The following is a 17,413-nucleotide window of genomic DNA, read 5'->3' as shown; positions in this document are numbered from 1 at the left end:
AAACAAATTAACACATAAAAATAGAAACTTTAATATTTTTAACAGAAATAATCCCCTATATTTACTACGTCAATAACGTAATTCACTCTACTAAACACAACAGTCATATATGGTTTGATTGATATTCTCAATCTACGTTTCACCAATTATCTTATTCTTAACTCAACTCAGTTATTAGTATTGAATAATTTTAAACAACCTATATGATATGAATCTACAAACAACAACTAAAGCATTTCTATGCATTATCTTAACCATTTTAATCTATTCTTGTGAAAAAGAAGAACTACCGATTGTCGAAATAGAGGAAAATGCAATTCCTCTAGCCGTTCAAGATACTACGTACACGGATGCTCAACTAAAAAAAGTATTAGAAGAAGAATTAGAAATTATCGAGCTAGAAAGAAAAGGACTTGTTAAAGACATCTCTGGTATGGATGTTACAAAAGAAAACCCTAAAAAGGTATATATGCATTACATGCCTTGGTTCCAGAGCAAGGACTATGATGGCTACTGGGGAAAACACTGGACAATGACTAATAAAAATCCTGATATCATAGATAATAACGGAAAACGAGAAATAGCTTCCTATTTTTACCCCGTCATTGGCCCGTATTCCTCTAGCGACCCGGACTTACATGAATATCATTTTTTAATGATGAAATTAGCAGGAATTGATGGTGTTATATTTGACTGGTATGGTAGTAAGGATCTCTACGATTATGAAAAAATTAAAAGCGCTACAGAAAGCTTCATCGACATGATGGAAGATTTAGATTTTGACTTTTCTATTATGTATGAAGACAGAGTCGCACAACAAGCATATGAACAAGGATTATCTACTAGTACAATAGAAGCTGCACAAGAAGATTTTGCTTATATTAATGACACTTATTTTACAAGTCCTAATTATATAAAATATAATGATAAAAATCTCTTATTTGTTTTTGGGCCACATCATATTACCAGCCAACAAGATTGGGATACTATTTTTGATATATTACCCACTGATAATCGTCCAGACTTTTTAACCTTGTGGGCAGCTAATAATAGAGTTGGACAGAACGCCACTGGAGAGTTTTTATGGGTAGATAAAGATCATTTATTAGCTCATGAACATTATTATAATCATTATAATACGGAAAATTTAACTGTAGTTGGATCCACTTATCCAGGTTTTAAAAGCTATTATGTAGAAGGTGGATGGTCCGAAGGGATTAATTTATGGAGCATTGATCACAACGAAGGACAAACCTTTGCTGAAACACTTAATTACACACATCATGAAATTGCAGATTTCATTCAACTTATTACTTGGAATGATTTTGGAGAAGGCACTATGATTGAACCTACAGAAGAATATGGTTTTATGTATTTGCAATTACTTCAGCAATATACTGGTGTTGAATATACCACGGATGATCTAAATGTTGCCTTGGATTTGTACTTAGCAAGAAAAGCATTTAAGGATAACTCAACAGCGCAATTTTATCTAGATAGAACTTATACACATATTAAAAGACAAAATCTAAAACGCGCTGATAAAATCATTAGAGCGGTTAAACGATTCTGTTCTTAACTTTATATAATCAAAAAAAGTTACTGAAATCATAAAAGCCCGTCTTTATCAGACGGGCTTGTTCTTTAAAAAAGTCAAAATGTATATATTATAATACTCTCACGTTTACCGCGTTCATTCCTTTTTTACCTTCTTTAAGTTCATACTCTACTTCATCACCTTCACGAATTTCATCGATTAAGCCCGAAATGTGTACAAAACGATCTTGATTAGATCCTTCTTCTGTAATAAATCCAAATCCTTTGGAGTCATTAAAAAATTTTACTGTTCCTTTGTTCATTATAAATAATTAAAGCACCAATATACTATTAATAAATGAGCATTTCCCAATTTATTTCAATAAAGACAAATTTATTCTTTAGTTAGCTGATTTTTAGCATAATTTCTCCAACGTTCTACACATTGTTGCATATCATCAGGCACGGAGCTTTCGAAGTGCATTTTTTCACCAGTAACGGGATGTACGAACCCCAAAGTTCTTGCGTGCAATGCCTGTCTGGGTAATATTTTGAAACAATTTTCTACAAACTGTTTATACTTAGAAAAAGTCGTACCCTTTAAGATTTTTTCACCACCATATCGTTCATCATTAAATAGTGTATGACCAATATGCTTCATATGCACACGTATCTGATGTGTTCTTCCTGTTTCTAATCTACAAGAAACCATTGTAACATATCCCAAACGTTCGATAACTTTGTAATGTGTTACTGCAGGTTTTCCTTTTTCTGCTTCATCGCCCTCAAAAACAGTATTTTGAAGTCTATTTTTAGGGTGACGACCAATATTACCTACAATAGTGCCTTCATCTTCTTTTAGATTCCCCCAAACAATTGCCACATATTCTCTTTCTGAGGTTTTATCAAAAAACTGTTTCGCTAAATGCGTCATAGCATCTTCAGTTTTAGCAATCACCAATAAACCACTGGTATCCTTATCAATTCGGTGCACCAAACCTGGACGCTCACTGCTATTATTAGGCAAATTATCAAAATGATAAATCAAGGCATTAATTAAAGTTCCGGAGTAATTTCCATGACCAGGATGTACTACCATTCCTGCAGGTTTATTCACTACTAGTAGAGCATCATCTTCATAAACAATATTCAATGGAATATCCTCTGGTGTTAGCAAATTCTCATAAGGTGGATGAGCAAATAACACTCTTACCACATCATTAGGCTTTACCTTATGATTTGATTTTACTGGAATATCATTGACAAAAACACTTCCTGCTTTGGCTGCTTGTTGAATCTTATTTCGGGTAGCATTCTCAACAAAATTCATCAAAAATTTATCTACCCTAAGTGGTACTTGACCTGCTCCTGCTACAAAACGATGATGTTCATACAATTCGTCTTCATTAGGTCCTAAATCGTCTATATCTGGATCTGATTCCAAAAGGTGTTATTTTTTAGAAGTTTTATTTATGGATTAAGTCGCAAATTACCACTTTGGTCACCTACGACAAGATCAATGGTAGAAGTCTTCATTATTTTATCTCCTGGCTTCAACCTTTTGCCTTTGTACCTAAGCTCTAGTACCTGATCAGAAGGATCTGGTTTAAAAGTAATAGATCCTATTTTAAAGCCAAGAGCCACTAGTCTTGGTTCTACCTGCCTTCTGGTTTTTCTAATAACATCAGGTACTTCTACTTTTCGATATCCCGATGGGTTTAGGGTTACATAGATCTTTCTATTTTCTTTTACCATATTTCCTGCAGGAGGATTCTGCTCAATTACAGAATAACGCGGATAATCAGGATTAAAATTAGCAGAATCTTGCACTTCGAATCTCAAATCTTTGGATTCGACAAGCTCTTTCACCTCATCGAGTGTTTTTTTACTTAAACTTGGAACTACAATTCTCTGATCGTGATTTGTAGAACTATCTAACCATTTCAATGCTATAAAACATAAAATAGCAGTCATTGCGACAGCGATCACTAATTGAATAAGAAATGCTTTACTCCAAATAAACCTTAAAAGTCCTTTAAAAAAATCCATGTATCTGATGATAGTTTCGGCAAAGATATAAAAACGGAAACTTTTTAGCTTTTGTTGTTGGATAAATGATATTTTTGTTTGCAAACCATATCCAATGAAGAAAAATATTGCCATCCTTATGGGAGGTTACTCCAGCGAATTTGATATTTCTATCAAAAGTGGAAATGTAGTTTATAAGCACTTGAACAGAGACCTTTATGAACCGTACAAAATTCATATTACCAAAGATTCTTGGTACTACGTTGATGACAATGATCAAAAAACCACCATTGATCGAAATGATTTTTCCCTAAATCTGAATGGCACTAAAATTATTTTTGATGCTGCTTTTAACATTGTACATGGAACTCCTGGAGAAGATGGTTTACTACAAGCTTATTTTGAATTAATTGGAATACCACAAACGGCTTGTGATTTTTATCAAGCAGCACTCACCTTTAATAAAAGAGACTGTATTAGCACTTTACAACCTTATGGAATTCCTACCGCCAAAAATTATTTCTTAAATAAAGGAGATAAAATCAGCACAAGTGAAATTATTGATACCGTTGGTTTACCCTGTTTTGTAAAAGCAAATAAGGCTGGAAGTAGTTATGGAGTTTCTAAAGTAAACACCGAAGAAGAATTACTTCCTGCTATTGATGTAGCTTATAAAGAAGATGATGAGATTATTATTGAATCTTTTCTTAGTGGAACAGAAGTTTCGGTAGGTGTAATTACTTACCAAGGAAAAGACGTAGTTTTACCAATTACAGAAATTGTTTCAGAAAATGATTTCTTTGACTATGAAGCTAAATATTTAGGTAAATCTCAAGAAATTACTCCAGCAAGATTAAGTAAAGAAGATGAAGAAAAGGTAAAGAATCTAGCCTTAAAAATATATCAAATTTTAAAAATGAGTGGTTTTTCTAGAAGCGAATATATATTTCATAATGGAGAGCCTCATTTTATAGAAATGAATACAAATCCTGGTTTTAGCGAAGCAAGCATTTTACCTCAGCAATCAATCGCTGCTGGAATAAGTATACAAGACCTATTAACCAATACTATAGAAGAAGCGATAACCAGAAAATAACGGAAGAAACATTGATTCTGCATCGAACTAATTTCAACTTTACCTATATTTATACCAAATAATCACAAGTCACTTATGAGAAGAGCTGTTTTTCCGGGATCGTTTGACCCTATAACGCTAGGGCATTATGATATTATCGAAAGAGGATTAACTCTTTTTGACGAAGTTATATTGGCAATTGGAGTAAATGCTGAAAAAAAATACATGTTCTCTTTAGAAGAAAGAAAACGTTTTATAGAAGACGCTTTTAAAGATGAACCAAAGATAAAAGTAATGACGTATAAAGGTCTTACCGTAGAGTTCTGCAAACAACAAAATGCGAACTTTATTCTTAGAGGACTTAGAAACCCTGCAGATTTCGAATTTGAAAAAGCAATTGCTCACACCAATAGAAAAATGTCTGAAATTGAAACTGTATTTTTACTAACCTCCTCAGGAAAAAGCTATATCTCCTCTTCTATCGTAAGAGATGTTATCCGAAACGGAGGTGACGTAACTGGCTTGGTTCCTGAAACAGTAGTATACAAAAGAAAATAACACACCAAACAACATAATCCCAAATCTAAAATCCCAATCAATTAGCTATGAAAACCTACAAAAAACTTAGTATCACTCTACTTTTAATGTCCATAACGTTTTTCGCATGTAGTACGGATGATGATGAAAATGACAACACTATAGAACCGCCTATTAGCTGCGAAAATGCGACTAATTTCATTTTTGAAGAAAAGGATGGTTTAGTGGTTGCAGAATTTGAAAGTATCAACAATATTAATGATTGGAATAACGAAAACTCTGTAGCTGGTTTTTCAGGTACTAGTTATTTAGTATGGAAAGGAGATCAATTTCTAAATGCTCCTGGAAATGGTTTGTTAACTTATAACATAAACATTACTACCACAGGAACCTATAGATTTATTTGGAGATCAAGAATTACGAATGGGACTTCTGGATCCGAACATAACGATTCTTGGTTACGATTTCCTGATGCCTCTGCCTTTTTTGGTCAACGCAATGAAAGTATTGTCTATCCAGGAGATACAGGTCAAACACCAAATCCTAATGGTTCTAGCAAAGATGGGTGGTTCAAAATCTACAAGAGTGGTCCAGCAGATCAATGGAAATGGCAAGCATCTACAAGTGATAATGACGCACATGATATTTTTGTAACTTTTGATACTCCAGGAACATACATGATGGAAGTATCTGCAAGATCTTCTTTTCACGCACTTGATCGATTCGTACTTTTTACAGAAAATGTTTCTCTGAGTGATGCTACAAGTGAAACTGCAGAATTAAGCGAAATTAACTGCAATTAAGAATAGAAAGTTCGCATTTTAAACCTTTTCTAAAATTGATAGTCAAAGTAGAAACACTTTGATTATGAGTTCTTTTCTAAGAGATAAACAAATACAACATCTTTATTGGCGTACTGGTTTTGGAATTTCTCCTTCTGAATTAAAACGTGCAAGAACTTTTTCTAAAGAAGAAATTGTAGATCACTTGTTTTCTGAAAGTAGTGGGATAACAAATTTATCTCTTGACTTTGGTATTCTACAAAAAGATCCAAGAAACTTATCACGCGAGGAACGCAAGGAATTACGAAAGCTTCGTAATCAAAAAATGCTAGATCTCAACTTACTATGGCTACGGCAATTAGCAGAGAGCAAACAAGTATTGAGAGAGAAAATGACTTTGTTTTTTCACAATCATTTTGCTGTTCGATTAAAAACTCCAAGAGCAGCGCTACACTTAAATAATGTAATCAGAAAAAATGCTCTGGAAAGTTTTGGGGATATGCTATTGGAGGTTTCTAAATCTCCAGCGATGTTACTATTCCTAAACAACAGACAAAACAGAAAGAACAATCCAAATGAAAACTTTGCTCGAGAAGTTATGGAGTTATTTACACTTGGCAGAGATAATGGATATACCGAAAAAGATATAAAAGAAGCTGCAAGAGCTTTTACTGGATGGAATTTTAATAAACAAGGGACTTTTGTTTTTAGACAAAAACATCATGACTTTGGCTCTAAAACTATTCTAGGAAAAACAGGGAATTTCAAAGGAGAAGATGTTATAAAAATTCTTCTAGAACAAAAGCAAACGGCAAAATACGTTACAAAAAAAATATACAAGTTCCTCGTAAATGAACATATAAACCCAACTCGTCTAGAGAAACTTAGTTCTATTTTCTATGAAACAAATTATAACATAGAAGCTTTATTAAGAGGTATTTTGGAAAGTGACTGGTTTTACGATCATGAAAATATAGGAGCCAAAATAAAATCCCCGATAGAATTAATCGTTGGACTTAGTAAACCTTTTAACATACACTACAAGAATCCAAAGGTATTATTATACCTGCAGCGAAAATTGAATCAAGTATTATTTTTCCCACCCAATGTTGCAGGATGGAAAGGTGGAAAATCCTGGATAGATAACTCTACACTTATGCTCCGATTAAAACTAGCCTCTGTTGCACTCAATAATGGTGTTATTGAAATAAATGACACTGCTGATAGCGAGATGACAACAATGATGAAAGAGAAGTATTATAACAAAATGAGGTCACAAATGCAGAAAAGAGTGAAAGCTACTCCTCATTGGGAACCTTTTCTAGATGCTATAGAACAAAAATCCAGACAACAATTGATAGACTATGTACTTCAACCCAATTTATCTAAAGGTGCCCAAGAAGTAATCTCTACCATTGACGAAAGAAACACCAAGAATTTTATCATAGAACTGATGAGCTTACCAGAATACCAACTTTGTTAAAACTTTGAAATTATGGACAGAAGAAACTTTTTAAAACAATCCGTTTTCGCATCTGGAATCACATTAGTTCCATCATTTTTAAAAGGAATGGAGTTTTTAACACCAGAACAATTATCTGGATATAAAAATGTAATCATTATTCAATTATCAGGTGGTAATGACGGATTAAACAGCATCATTCCAATACAGAATGATATCTATCATCGCTTAAGACCTACTATCGCCAAAAAGCAAAGTGAGACTTTAAAAATAAACGATGATCTAGCTTTCAATAGTGCTTTACAACCCATAAAAGAGTTATATGATGAAGGTGATGTTTGTATCATAAACAATGTAGGATATCCTAATCCCAACAGATCTCATTTTAGAAGTACGGACATCTGGCAAACGGCTAGTGATACTAACCAGTATTTATCTTCTGGTTGGGTAGGCAGATATCTCGATGCTAATTGCCAGCATCCGTATCAAGCAATAGAAGTTGATAATTCTTTATCTCTTGCTATGAAAGGTAACACATTAAATGGTATCGCAGTTTCGGATCCGAAACAGTTACATCGTACTACCAGAGAGCCTTTCTTCAATCAATTGATTAATAATACTCAAGAAGACATGTTACATGAGGACAACCAAGGTTATCTTTATAAAACCATGTTAGAAACGTACTCTTCTGCTTCTTATATTTATGAAACTTCCAAAATTTACGAATCTAAAGTAACATATCCGCAGTCAGCATTCGCGCGGAATTTAAAGACCATTGCTGATTTTATCATATCCGGATTAAAAACAAGAGTATACTATAGTTCGCTGGGAGGTTTTGACAGTCATGTTAATCAAGTAAATAGTCAAGATCGATTACTGGGTATATATGCAAACGCTGTTAGTGCTCTGGTAAAGGATCTAAAAAAGAACAATAAATTTAAAGACACATTAATACTTACCTTTTCAGAATTTGGACGTAGAGTAAAACAAAATGGCAGTAGAGGAACAGATCATGGTGCAGCAAATAATGTAATGATAATGAGTGGATCTCTTAAAAAAGCTGGTATTTATAATGAATTACCAAATCTATCTGACCTTGATAATAATGGAGATATCAAATATACCGTCGATTTTAGAAGTATTTATGCATCTATTTTAGATAACTGGCTCGAAGTAAATGATCATATAATTCTAGGCTCCGATTTTAATAAATTATCCTTTGTATAACTATCTTGCTAAAGATAGATTAGAAAAACCAAAATTAAATGTAAGCCATAAGCTACAAAGCAACTCAATCTTAAAAAACATTACCCATCTATTTTACATTTTCAAAATCTCATAAAACAATAAAAATCAAGAAGTTTTAACAATAAAAAAACTATCAAAAACCCTTTTTTCTAACAAAAGTCAACACAGTTTTTACGGTAAAACCGTAAAAACTGTGTTTTTTATCGATACAAAAGACCTCTTTATCTAAAAGATGTGAAATCATTTTATTTCATAACTATTTGATTGTAAATTTGGTACAAATCAAGTAGTACAATCGCTAAGCCCCGATCCTATGAAAAGCATTATTCTTTCCTTATTTGTTTTACTTTCTTTTTCTACTATGAATGCTCAAGAAATTACTTCATTAAATACAATCAACAAGGAAATAAGTAATGTACAGAATACCAAAGTAGATTTTTATCAAACATTAATTGCTGTTAATAATTTTGACATTAAAGTTAAAGAGGTAAAAACAAGTACTAGAGAAACAAAAAAGGATTTTTACAAGGCGTTAATGATAAAAAATGGTTTTATCACTGATAGTACGAAGACAACAAGATTAGCGAATAGTAATGACAAAAAGCGAAAAGACACCATCATGGTGGATACTACACAAATCACTGGATTATTGCCATAATTTCTTTGAATATATACACATTAAAACACCACTATTTTCTTGCTTGATATAGTGGTGTTTATTTTTTTAATTAAAATTCAAAAAGCTTACATTTATGAATGCAAATTCATGAAACAGCTTTTATCGTATCTACGTATCGTTCTTATCACGAAAGTGTAAGTAAGGATATTTATGCCAAACTATGGAATAACCCGAAAACAGAGGCTATTATTCCAGAAATTCTAGATAGCGTATCTACAAATGAATCCATCCTTCATAGCTTACGAAATAGATTTTTTCATGAAAGCTTACAATCTTTTTTCTCTAAAAACAAAGGAGGAGTTCTAATTAATTTTGGTGCAGGTTTTAGTATGTATCAATTTTTATTAGGCGCTGATGTGCATACTATCGAAATAGACAAGAAAGATATCATCGAATACAAAAAGAATCAGATAGAAGTTTGGACCGAAGAAGGAAAATTACCTGAACGTAATACAACCTACATCAGTTTTGATTTTAATCATGATTCTGAAGAAACCATGATTACAGAATTAAATAAATTCATCAACCAACAACCTATATTCATTGTATTAGAAGGAGTGTTATTTTTTTTAGATCGAAAAGTAACAGATAAACTTTTTACGGTTTTTAAAAATATACAGTCAAGTGGTGATGTGGTAGGTAGTGTATCCTACATTCCCGAAATTGAACATACAGATGTTTACAAAAGACTATTACACTATTTTGATAGTCATAATAACACTAATGATTCTTTTGCCCATCAAACAATACCCACATCGTACTACACTCAAATTGAAGGATATCGGTTAGTAGAACATACTGATGAATGTAAATTATCTAAAATCTACACCCCAAATACCCCATTAGAAGATCCAAATGAAATCCTAAACGAACACTTATATCTTTTGGAGAGGGTTTAACAAACTATAGCCTACTTCATTGCCTTGGCCATTACATGATATCTTGGATCATCAATATCGTGCTCTATCACATTTGCTAATCTTGGAGACGCTTTAATCATTAATGCTTGGCATTCTTCACTAAGATGTTTAATTCTAACTTTTTTACCAGCTTCTTCGTATTTACCCACAAGATTAAAAATTGCTTCCAAAGCAGAGTGGTCACTAACCCTAGATTCTATAAAATCAATTTCCACATTTTCTGGGTCGTTGGCTACATCAAATTTAGAGTTAAATGCCTGAATACTTCCAAAAAACAATGGCCCCCATATCTCATATACCTTTGTACCATCTTCTTTAATATGTTTACGAGCTCGAATCTTTTTAGCATTTTCCCAGGCAAATGCCAATGCAGACATAATCACACCAGCTATTACAGCTACTGCCAAATCAAAGAAAACAGTAAGCGATGATACTGCAATTAAAACGATAGCATCGGTTAAAGGAATCTTATTCAATATTCTAAAACTAGACCATGCAAAAGTACCGATAACCACCATAAACATTACACCTACTAAGGCCGCGATAGGCACTTGCTCTATCAATCCAGAAGCAAACAAAATAAACATTAATAAGGTTACTGCCGCTACAATACCAGATAAACGAGTACGTCCTCCTCCTTTGATATTAATAATCGATTGCCCGATCATAGCACAACCACCCATACCTCCAAAAAGACCTGTGATGATGTTCGCTCCTCCTTGAGCAAGACACTCTCTATTAGAATTTCCACGAGTTTCTGTTAATTCATCAATAAGATTCAGAGTCATTAGAGATTCTATTAGTCCAATAGCTGCTAAGATTAATGCATAAGGACCAATAAACTTCAAAGTCTCTATATTCATTGGAACTTTATCAAAAATATCAAACTGAAACTGAGGTAATCCTCCTTTAAGACCTTCTCCTCCTCCATCTCTAATAAAACTACCTACAGTTGCCACATCTAACTTACCAAAAATTACAATAGCCGACACTACTAAAATTCCGATCAATGCTTCTGGTAATTTGGCTGTTGCTTTAATCTTAGGCAATCCCCATATGATTAGCATTGTTAATCCTACTAACCCTAACATTAAGAATAATTCGGATCCTTGCATCCAAACCTTTTCTCCTCCTACAAACTCTTTAAACATTCCCAACTGAGAAAGGAAAATAACGATTGCCAAACCATTTACGAATCCCATCATTACAGGATGTGGTATCAAACGAACAAACTTACCAAGTTTAAAAACACCCGCTAACATTTGAATGATTCCCATCAAAATAACGGTAGCAAAAAGATAATACAAGCCTAACTGCTCTCCTTCTGCTCCCATAGCATTCCCTTCGGCAACTAAGTTAACCATAACTACCGCTAATGCTCCTGTAGCACCAGAAATCATACCAGGACGACCTCCAAAAACAGAAGTAATTAACCCAATCATAAATGCTGCATACAAACCAACTAAGGGGTCCACACCTGCTACAAAGGCAAAGGCAACTGCTTCTGGAACCAAAGCTAAGGCTACAGTTAATCCAGATAGAATATCATTTTTGGCGTTCGCTACTCTTTTTCGTACAAACTCAGTCATAATCCGTTTATTTTGAGGGTGCAAAAATACAGTTATTTTACATCCCAACAAGTAAAATCTAGAGCTATCTGAAGAAAGAAATAAACTAAAACGTTATAGAAGATCAAAAAAAAGTAAAACTTAGTATATTTATGCCTAACTCACACTACACATGCGAATCATCACACTCATTATCAGTATTCTAACTATTATATCTTGTAACACTTCCAAAGAAAACTCCCTAAAAGACTTCGATTTTAAGACAAACTTTGAAAAAAGTAATGGTACCGAAACACCAACGTATCAAGAAGTGATTACCTACTATAAAAATCTTGCAAAAGCTTATCCAGAGATCAACATACAGAAAATCGGAATGACGGATAGTAGAAATCCTTTGCATATAGTTACTTTAAACCCGGAAGCGATATTCGATTTTGAAAAAATAAGACAACATAAACGCATTCTAGTGATAAATAACGGTATTCATCCTGGAGAAAGTGATGGTATTGATGCCACCATGATGCTTTTTAGAGACATAGTAAATGGAACTATTGAATCTCCTAAAAACACCGTCTTAGTTACTATTCCTATTTATAATATTGGTGGTGCTTTGAATCGTAACACCGGAACAAGAACTAATCAAAACGGCCCAAAAGCATATGGGTTCAGAGGAAATTCGAGAAACTATGATTTGAATCGAGATTTTATCAAAAGTGACACTAAAAATGCTCAAACTTTTGCTAAAATATTCCATCTAGTACAACCTGATGTTTTCATAGATAATCATGTTAGTAATGGAGCCGATTATCAATACACGCTAACACATCTTTTCACCCAACACAATAAATTAAATGGGGAGTTAGGAGCTTATCTAAACAAAGAGATGCACCCACAATTAGAAACACTTCTAAAAGAAAAACAATGGGACATTACACCTTATGTAAATGTTTGGGGTACTACTCCAGATAAGGGTTGGACTCAATTTATGGATTCTCCAAGATATTCCACTGGATACACCACATTGTGGAACACCCTAGGAATGATGGTAGAAACTCATATGCTTAAACCATATAAACCTAGAGTCGAAGGTACTTATGAACTTATGAGATCTATGATTGACATTACTGAAAAAGACGGTGAAAAAATAAAAGATTTACGATCCAAGGCATTTAGCAATTTACCTAAACAAGAAACGTATACAGTAAATTGGAAAGTAGACACAACGAAAGCTACTTATTTTAAATTCAAGGGATATGAAAGTGCTTATATTGAGAGTAAAGTTACGGGTGCAAAACGATTAAAATATTACGATGACAAACCCTATACTAAAGAAGTTCGTTACCAAAATTATTTTAGTCCTACTACAACAATCAAAACACCAAAAGCCTATGTAATTCCAAAAGGATGGTGGCCAATTATAGAAAAATTAGATCTTAATCAGATTTCATATAAAACCTTAGAAAAAGACAGCACAATATCTGTTGAAGTATATCATATTGACGACTACAAAAGTAGAAAAGCTCCATATGAAGGACATTATCTTCATTATAATACAAAAGTTCGCAAAAGTGTCGAAACCATCTTATTCAAAGAAGGTGATCATATTGTTTTTACAGATCAGAAAGGATTTAGATATATTTTAGAAACCTTAGAACCTGAAGCTCCAGATTCTTTCTTTAATTGGAATTTCTTTGATACTATTCTACAACAAAAGGAAGGGTTCTCACCATATGTATGGGAAGATAAAGCATTGGAATTATTGGAGAATGATAGTACTTTAAAGCAACAGTTTGAAGAAAAGAAAAAAGATACTGTATTTGCAAAAAATTGGTACGCACAATTAGAATGGATCCATAAACAATCTAATAATTATGAAAAAGCACATATGCGATATCCTATTTACCGAATTAGCAAATAAGAAACTGGCTATTTTAAGTTAAGCTTATCTATTTTATACTGAATACCAGCCCCTTGCATTTCTTTTTCAATAGTTTGAAATTCTGATTTATCAGCACTTCTAAGAATACTCCCGTTTTTTAAGTAATGTAAATAATCACAGGTATCATATAATGTAGAAAAAATATGTGATGACAAGATTATAATCTTATTAAGCTCCTTTAACTTTAATAATATCTGATTAATAATAGTATTGCTATGAATATCAACACCATTAAATGGTTCATCTAGAATATAAACATCATTTTTTTGCATTAAAATTCCTGTTAATGCCAATTTCTTTTGCATACCCGTAGAATAGGTTTCGGCATATTGATCTAATGGTAAATCAAAAATATTTTTTTCACTTATAGCAATCTCTTTTTGACTTCTAGCTTTACATAGTAATCTTAAATACTCTTTACCTGTAATCTTAGATAGAAAATAGGGATCTGTTTGCAAAAAACCCATCACGTTTTTAAGATTCCCCTTGGAATACCCAATAACTCCTTCAAAACTTTCGATACCAGCAATAGCTTTAAAAAGTGTAGTCTTACCAGCACCATTTTCTCCAACTATTCCATGAATCTCTCCTGGATTAAAAGACAGATTTATATCCTTTAATACTTCATTATCATTATAGTTTTTTGATAAAGACTTGATAGATATCATTTTAATGATTGATTTAAATTACGTAAAGCTTCTTTATAAAAATATGGTATCGTGATGATCATTATTGGTGGAAACAACAAACATAATGCTCCCACAATTCCCTGAAATATACCTAATCCATAATATTCAAAAGCATATTTCATAAAAACATACATTATCAAATACAACCAACCTACTAATAAAAACAGCAATGTAAGATGAGTTTCTTTAGCATAAAAAACAACTAATACAATTAAAATGGGAAGAACCAGTAGCAAACTATTCTTCCAAGCCAGCATAACTTTGTGTTTTAAAAACTCTTTTGGATTTTTATCATATATCCAAATATAATACGCGGGATCAGGTTTTGTATAATACCCAGAACATACCAACAAAACTAGAACTAAAGCAAAGATTCCAAGGTTATAATTCTCCTTATACATTGCTATACCTGCCAAACCATAAACCAACGGGAAAACCCAAAATGTTTTTCGAAAACCAATGATAAATTCTGTAGGCTCTTTTCCAAAAGGAGTAGGTATTATTATAGTTTGTCGTTTTCCTTTTTTAAGAAAAGAAATTAAAAAACCTATTACACATAATACAAATACCTCAATAAAAAACCCCTTAATAACCAACAAAAGCGCAAACGGAATAACCTTTATAAGATTATTAAGAATCATGATTTTCCTATATTCAGCAGCCAAAAAATGCTGTTTAAGAAATTCTATATGATTGGCATTCGTAAGACTATATGCAAATATTGTTGCTATAAAAATATAGATGTAATTTGCATATAAAACTCGATCAAAAAAACTTAGAGACATCCAGCCAAAAAGAAAAGCTATAATAGGATATCCAATAACCGGCTCTGTACCAAAATCTTTAAAAGCACGATATATTCGTCTATATTGTAATTGATAGTAGTATTTCAAATTGTAGATTTACTTATAGAGATTATAATATAAGTCATCCTCAGAGCTTTTCTGTTACATTACTTTTAATTATTTCATTTTTAACATCACTTCCAAATTATTATGTATGCGTTTTGACGATTTAAAATATTTAAATTATAACGGATTATAGCTGTTTTTTCTGCATAGTTTAATTGCAGATTTAAAAAATAGAGTAGTTTGAAAAAGATGATTACTTTTGCGGAGAATAGTAACCTATCAAAATACTAAGTAACAACCTTTAAGAATGAATAAATTCTAATACTTAAATAGTTTGCGGAATTAATAATAAAAGAGTGAAGAGTTGTTGGTTGGAATAATGAAAAAATGCTATTTCATCAACATGGAACTACACTAAAAAATTAAAAAAGAGTAGATGAAGGATTTATTTGACGATGTATCATTTAAGTGTAGCAAAATTGTTACACAAAACTATAGTACTTCATTCTCAATGGGTATTAAACTGTTTGATAAATCAATAAGAGATAGCATATTTAGTATTTATGGTTTTGTACGTTTTGCAGATGAAATTGTTGATACATTTCATGATTATGATAAAGAAACTTTGTTTTCCAATTTTGAACAAGATTACTATCGTGCTTATAACCAAGGAATAAGTCTTAATCCAATATTAAATTCATTTCAAATTACCGTTCGGAAATATAATATTGATGATGAACTAATTCAAGCCTTTCTAAAAAGCATGCGTAGTGATTTGTCTAAAAAAGAGTTTACTGATGATGAGATTAAGACGTACATATACGGGTCTGCAGATGTAGTTGGATTAATGTGTCTCAAAGTTTTTGTCAATGGTGATGAAGAAAGGTACCAAGCATTAAAACCTGCAGCTATGAGCTTAGGTTCAGCTTTTCAGAAAGTAAATTTCCTTAGAGACATCAACGAAGATATAAATCAATTACACCGAATTTACTTTCCTATATTAAAGGATAATGAATTAACTGAAAACATAAAGAAAAAAATCATTGAATACATAAATGAAGATTTTAAAATTGCTTTAGAAGGGATTAAGGAACTACCAGATAATTCAAAAAACGGAGTGTATGCAGCCTATTTGTATTATACTAAGCTTACAACAAAAATAGAATATACTCCTGTAGAGAAATTGCTTACCGAACGAATTCGAATACCAAACAGATCAAAAATATGGACATTGGTATCTATTTATATGAGCAACAAACTTAAACTGGCATAGAAATCATTAAAATCAAAAACTATGTCTCTCTACTTAATTATTCTCACCATTTCCCTTGCAGGACCTCTGGCGTTAAGTTTTGAGAAAAACCTTATGCTTTATAAGCGTTGGAGATATTTGCTTCCTGCTATTTTAATAACAATGGTACTTTTTGTATTCTGGGATATTATTTTTACTCATATAGGGTGCTGGTTTTTTAATCCAATGTATAATTCGGGGATCTATATCAACAAACTCCCTTTAGAAGAATATTTGTTCTTTATTGCTATTCCTTATGCTTGTGCATTCTCATTTTATGCAGTAAAATTTCATTTTCCAAAATTCAAATTAAGTGAGAAATGGACAAAAATTTTGATCTTTCTGATCGTAATAGCATCAGTAATAACCTCTTTATTAAACATAGGTCGTACATATACTTTTGTTAATTTTCTCGTTTTACCAGTAGTTCTTTTATTCAGTTACTTTTTTGCCAAAGAAATAGTACAGTACTATTTAGCAATATATCCCATTTTACTAATCCCATTTTTCATTATAAATGGAATCTTGACAGGCACAGGAATTGAACAAGCTGTTTTTGATTATAACCCTGATGCAATTCTAGGTATTCGTATACTTTCTATTCCTCTAGAGGATATGTTTTATAATTTTTCATTGCTTTTATTACCATTAGTATTAACTCAGATTTTTGAAACAAAATCAAAAAAAGGATAAAAAAGGTATGAAGCTTGCTTTGATAGATTTTGGAATTGATAAATTGACTAATCTTGCGTTAGAAAAAAATACTTTTATCGTAAACAATAAAGAGAAAAACATCAACAAAGTTAGC

Annotated in this window: 17 protein-coding genes; 11 read left to right on the top strand and 6 right to left on the bottom strand. The window is 32.2% G+C overall.

Features of this window, described 5'->3' with window-relative positions:
* Positions 1-208 precede the first annotated feature (208 nt).
* The gene (locus tag ABD077_RS15815; protein ID WP_343913219.1) at positions 209-1,579 is read left to right on the top strand and encodes a glycoside hydrolase family 99 protein; all 1,371 of its coding nucleotides are present in this window, start codon (positions 209-211) and stop codon (positions 1,577-1,579) included.
* A gap of 88 nt (positions 1,580-1,667) precedes the next feature.
* Here ABD077_RS15815 and ABD077_RS15810 read toward each other — a convergent pair whose 3' ends face one another.
* From ABD077_RS15810 to ABD077_RS15800, 3 genes are all read right to left on the bottom strand, one after another.
* Positions 1,668-1,859, bottom strand: a complete 192-nt coding sequence (locus ABD077_RS15810; RefSeq protein ID WP_299610976.1) for a cold-shock protein — start codon at positions 1,857-1,859, stop codon at positions 1,668-1,670.
* Positions 1,860-1,930: 71 nt separating this feature from the next.
* Positions 1,931-2,980, bottom strand: coding sequence for an RluA family pseudouridine synthase (locus ABD077_RS15805; protein WP_343913218.1), 1,050 nt, complete (start codon positions 2,978-2,980; stop codon positions 1,931-1,933).
* A gap of 26 nt (positions 2,981-3,006) precedes the next feature.
* Entirely contained in the window at positions 3,007-3,585 is a 579-nt protein-coding gene (locus ABD077_RS15800) for a PASTA domain-containing protein (protein WP_299610982.1), read from the bottom strand.
* A 94-nt stretch (positions 3,586-3,679) separates the two neighbouring features.
* Between ABD077_RS15800 and ABD077_RS15795 the strand changes: the two genes are divergently transcribed.
* The 7 genes from ABD077_RS15795 (at position 3,680) to ABD077_RS15765 (ending at position 10,246) form a co-directional block, all read left to right on the top strand.
* Positions 3,680-4,660, top strand: a complete 981-nt coding sequence (locus ABD077_RS15795; RefSeq protein ID WP_343913217.1) for a D-alanine--D-alanine ligase — start codon at positions 3,680-3,682, stop codon at positions 4,658-4,660.
* 75 nt (positions 4,661-4,735) lie between these two features.
* The gene (coaD, locus tag ABD077_RS15790) at positions 4,736-5,197 is read left to right on the top strand and encodes a pantetheine-phosphate adenylyltransferase (RefSeq protein ID WP_343913216.1); all 462 of its coding nucleotides are present in this window, start codon (positions 4,736-4,738) and stop codon (positions 5,195-5,197) included.
* A 47-nt stretch (positions 5,198-5,244) separates the two neighbouring features.
* A complete protein-coding gene (locus ABD077_RS15785) occupies positions 5,245-5,979 on the top strand; it encodes a hypothetical protein (RefSeq protein ID WP_299610989.1) in 735 nt (244 codons plus the stop codon).
* Positions 5,980-6,043: 64 nt separating this feature from the next.
* Positions 6,044-7,441: a DUF1800 domain-containing protein gene (locus ABD077_RS15780; protein WP_343913215.1), complete on the top strand. Its 1,398-nt coding sequence runs from the start codon at positions 6,044-6,046 to the stop codon at positions 7,439-7,441.
* Positions 7,442-7,453: 12 nt separating this feature from the next.
* On the top strand, positions 7,454-8,647 hold the full coding sequence (locus ABD077_RS15775) for a DUF1501 domain-containing protein (protein WP_343913214.1): 1,194 nt from the start codon (positions 7,454-7,456) through the stop codon (positions 8,645-8,647).
* A gap of 334 nt (positions 8,648-8,981) precedes the next feature.
* Positions 8,982-9,326: a hypothetical protein gene (locus ABD077_RS15770; RefSeq protein WP_343913213.1), complete on the top strand. Its 345-nt coding sequence runs from the start codon at positions 8,982-8,984 to the stop codon at positions 9,324-9,326.
* A gap of 98 nt (positions 9,327-9,424) precedes the next feature.
* Entirely contained in the window at positions 9,425-10,246 is an 822-nt protein-coding gene (locus ABD077_RS15765) for a class I SAM-dependent methyltransferase (RefSeq protein WP_299903271.1), read from the top strand.
* 11 nt (positions 10,247-10,257) lie between these two features.
* Here ABD077_RS15765 and ABD077_RS15760 read toward each other — a convergent pair whose 3' ends face one another.
* The gene (locus tag ABD077_RS15760) at positions 10,258-11,856 is read right to left on the bottom strand and encodes a SulP family inorganic anion transporter (RefSeq protein ID WP_343913212.1); all 1,599 of its coding nucleotides are present in this window, start codon (positions 11,854-11,856) and stop codon (positions 10,258-10,260) included.
* 151 nt (positions 11,857-12,007) lie between these two features.
* Between ABD077_RS15760 and ABD077_RS15755 the strand changes: the two genes are divergently transcribed.
* Positions 12,008-13,753, top strand: coding sequence for a M14 family metallopeptidase (locus ABD077_RS15755; RefSeq protein WP_343913211.1), 1,746 nt, complete (start codon positions 12,008-12,010; stop codon positions 13,751-13,753).
* 8 nt (positions 13,754-13,761) lie between these two features.
* On the opposite strand, the gene ABD077_RS15750 is transcribed toward ABD077_RS15755, so the two are convergent.
* Together ABD077_RS15750 and ABD077_RS15745 are read right to left on the bottom strand one after the other, a co-directional pair.
* Entirely contained in the window at positions 13,762-14,442 is a 681-nt protein-coding gene (locus ABD077_RS15750; protein WP_343913210.1) for an ABC transporter ATP-binding protein, read from the bottom strand.
* Complete coding sequence (locus ABD077_RS15745) at positions 14,439-15,356, bottom strand: hypothetical protein (RefSeq protein WP_343913209.1); 918 nt, start codon at positions 15,354-15,356, stop codon at positions 14,439-14,441. Before ABD077_RS15745 ends, ABD077_RS15750 begins: the two co-directional genes overlap by 4 nt.
* 394 nt (positions 15,357-15,750) lie before the next feature.
* Between ABD077_RS15745 and ABD077_RS15740 the strand changes: the two genes are divergently transcribed.
* On the top strand, positions 15,751-16,587 hold the full coding sequence (locus tag ABD077_RS15740) for a phytoene/squalene synthase family protein (protein WP_343913208.1): 837 nt from the start codon (positions 15,751-15,753) through the stop codon (positions 16,585-16,587).
* A 21-nt stretch (positions 16,588-16,608) separates the two neighbouring features.
* On the top strand, positions 16,609-17,298 hold the full coding sequence (locus ABD077_RS15735; protein ID WP_343913207.1) for a lycopene cyclase domain-containing protein: 690 nt from the start codon (positions 16,609-16,611) through the stop codon (positions 17,296-17,298).
* Positions 17,299-17,413: the final 115 nt, after the last annotated feature.

The organism is Aquimarina litoralis (assembly GCF_039523995.1).
Taxonomy (GTDB): Bacteria; Bacteroidota; Bacteroidia; order Flavobacteriales; family Flavobacteriaceae; genus Aquimarina; species Aquimarina litoralis.
This window is presented reverse-complemented; position numbering and strand designations above follow the sequence as displayed.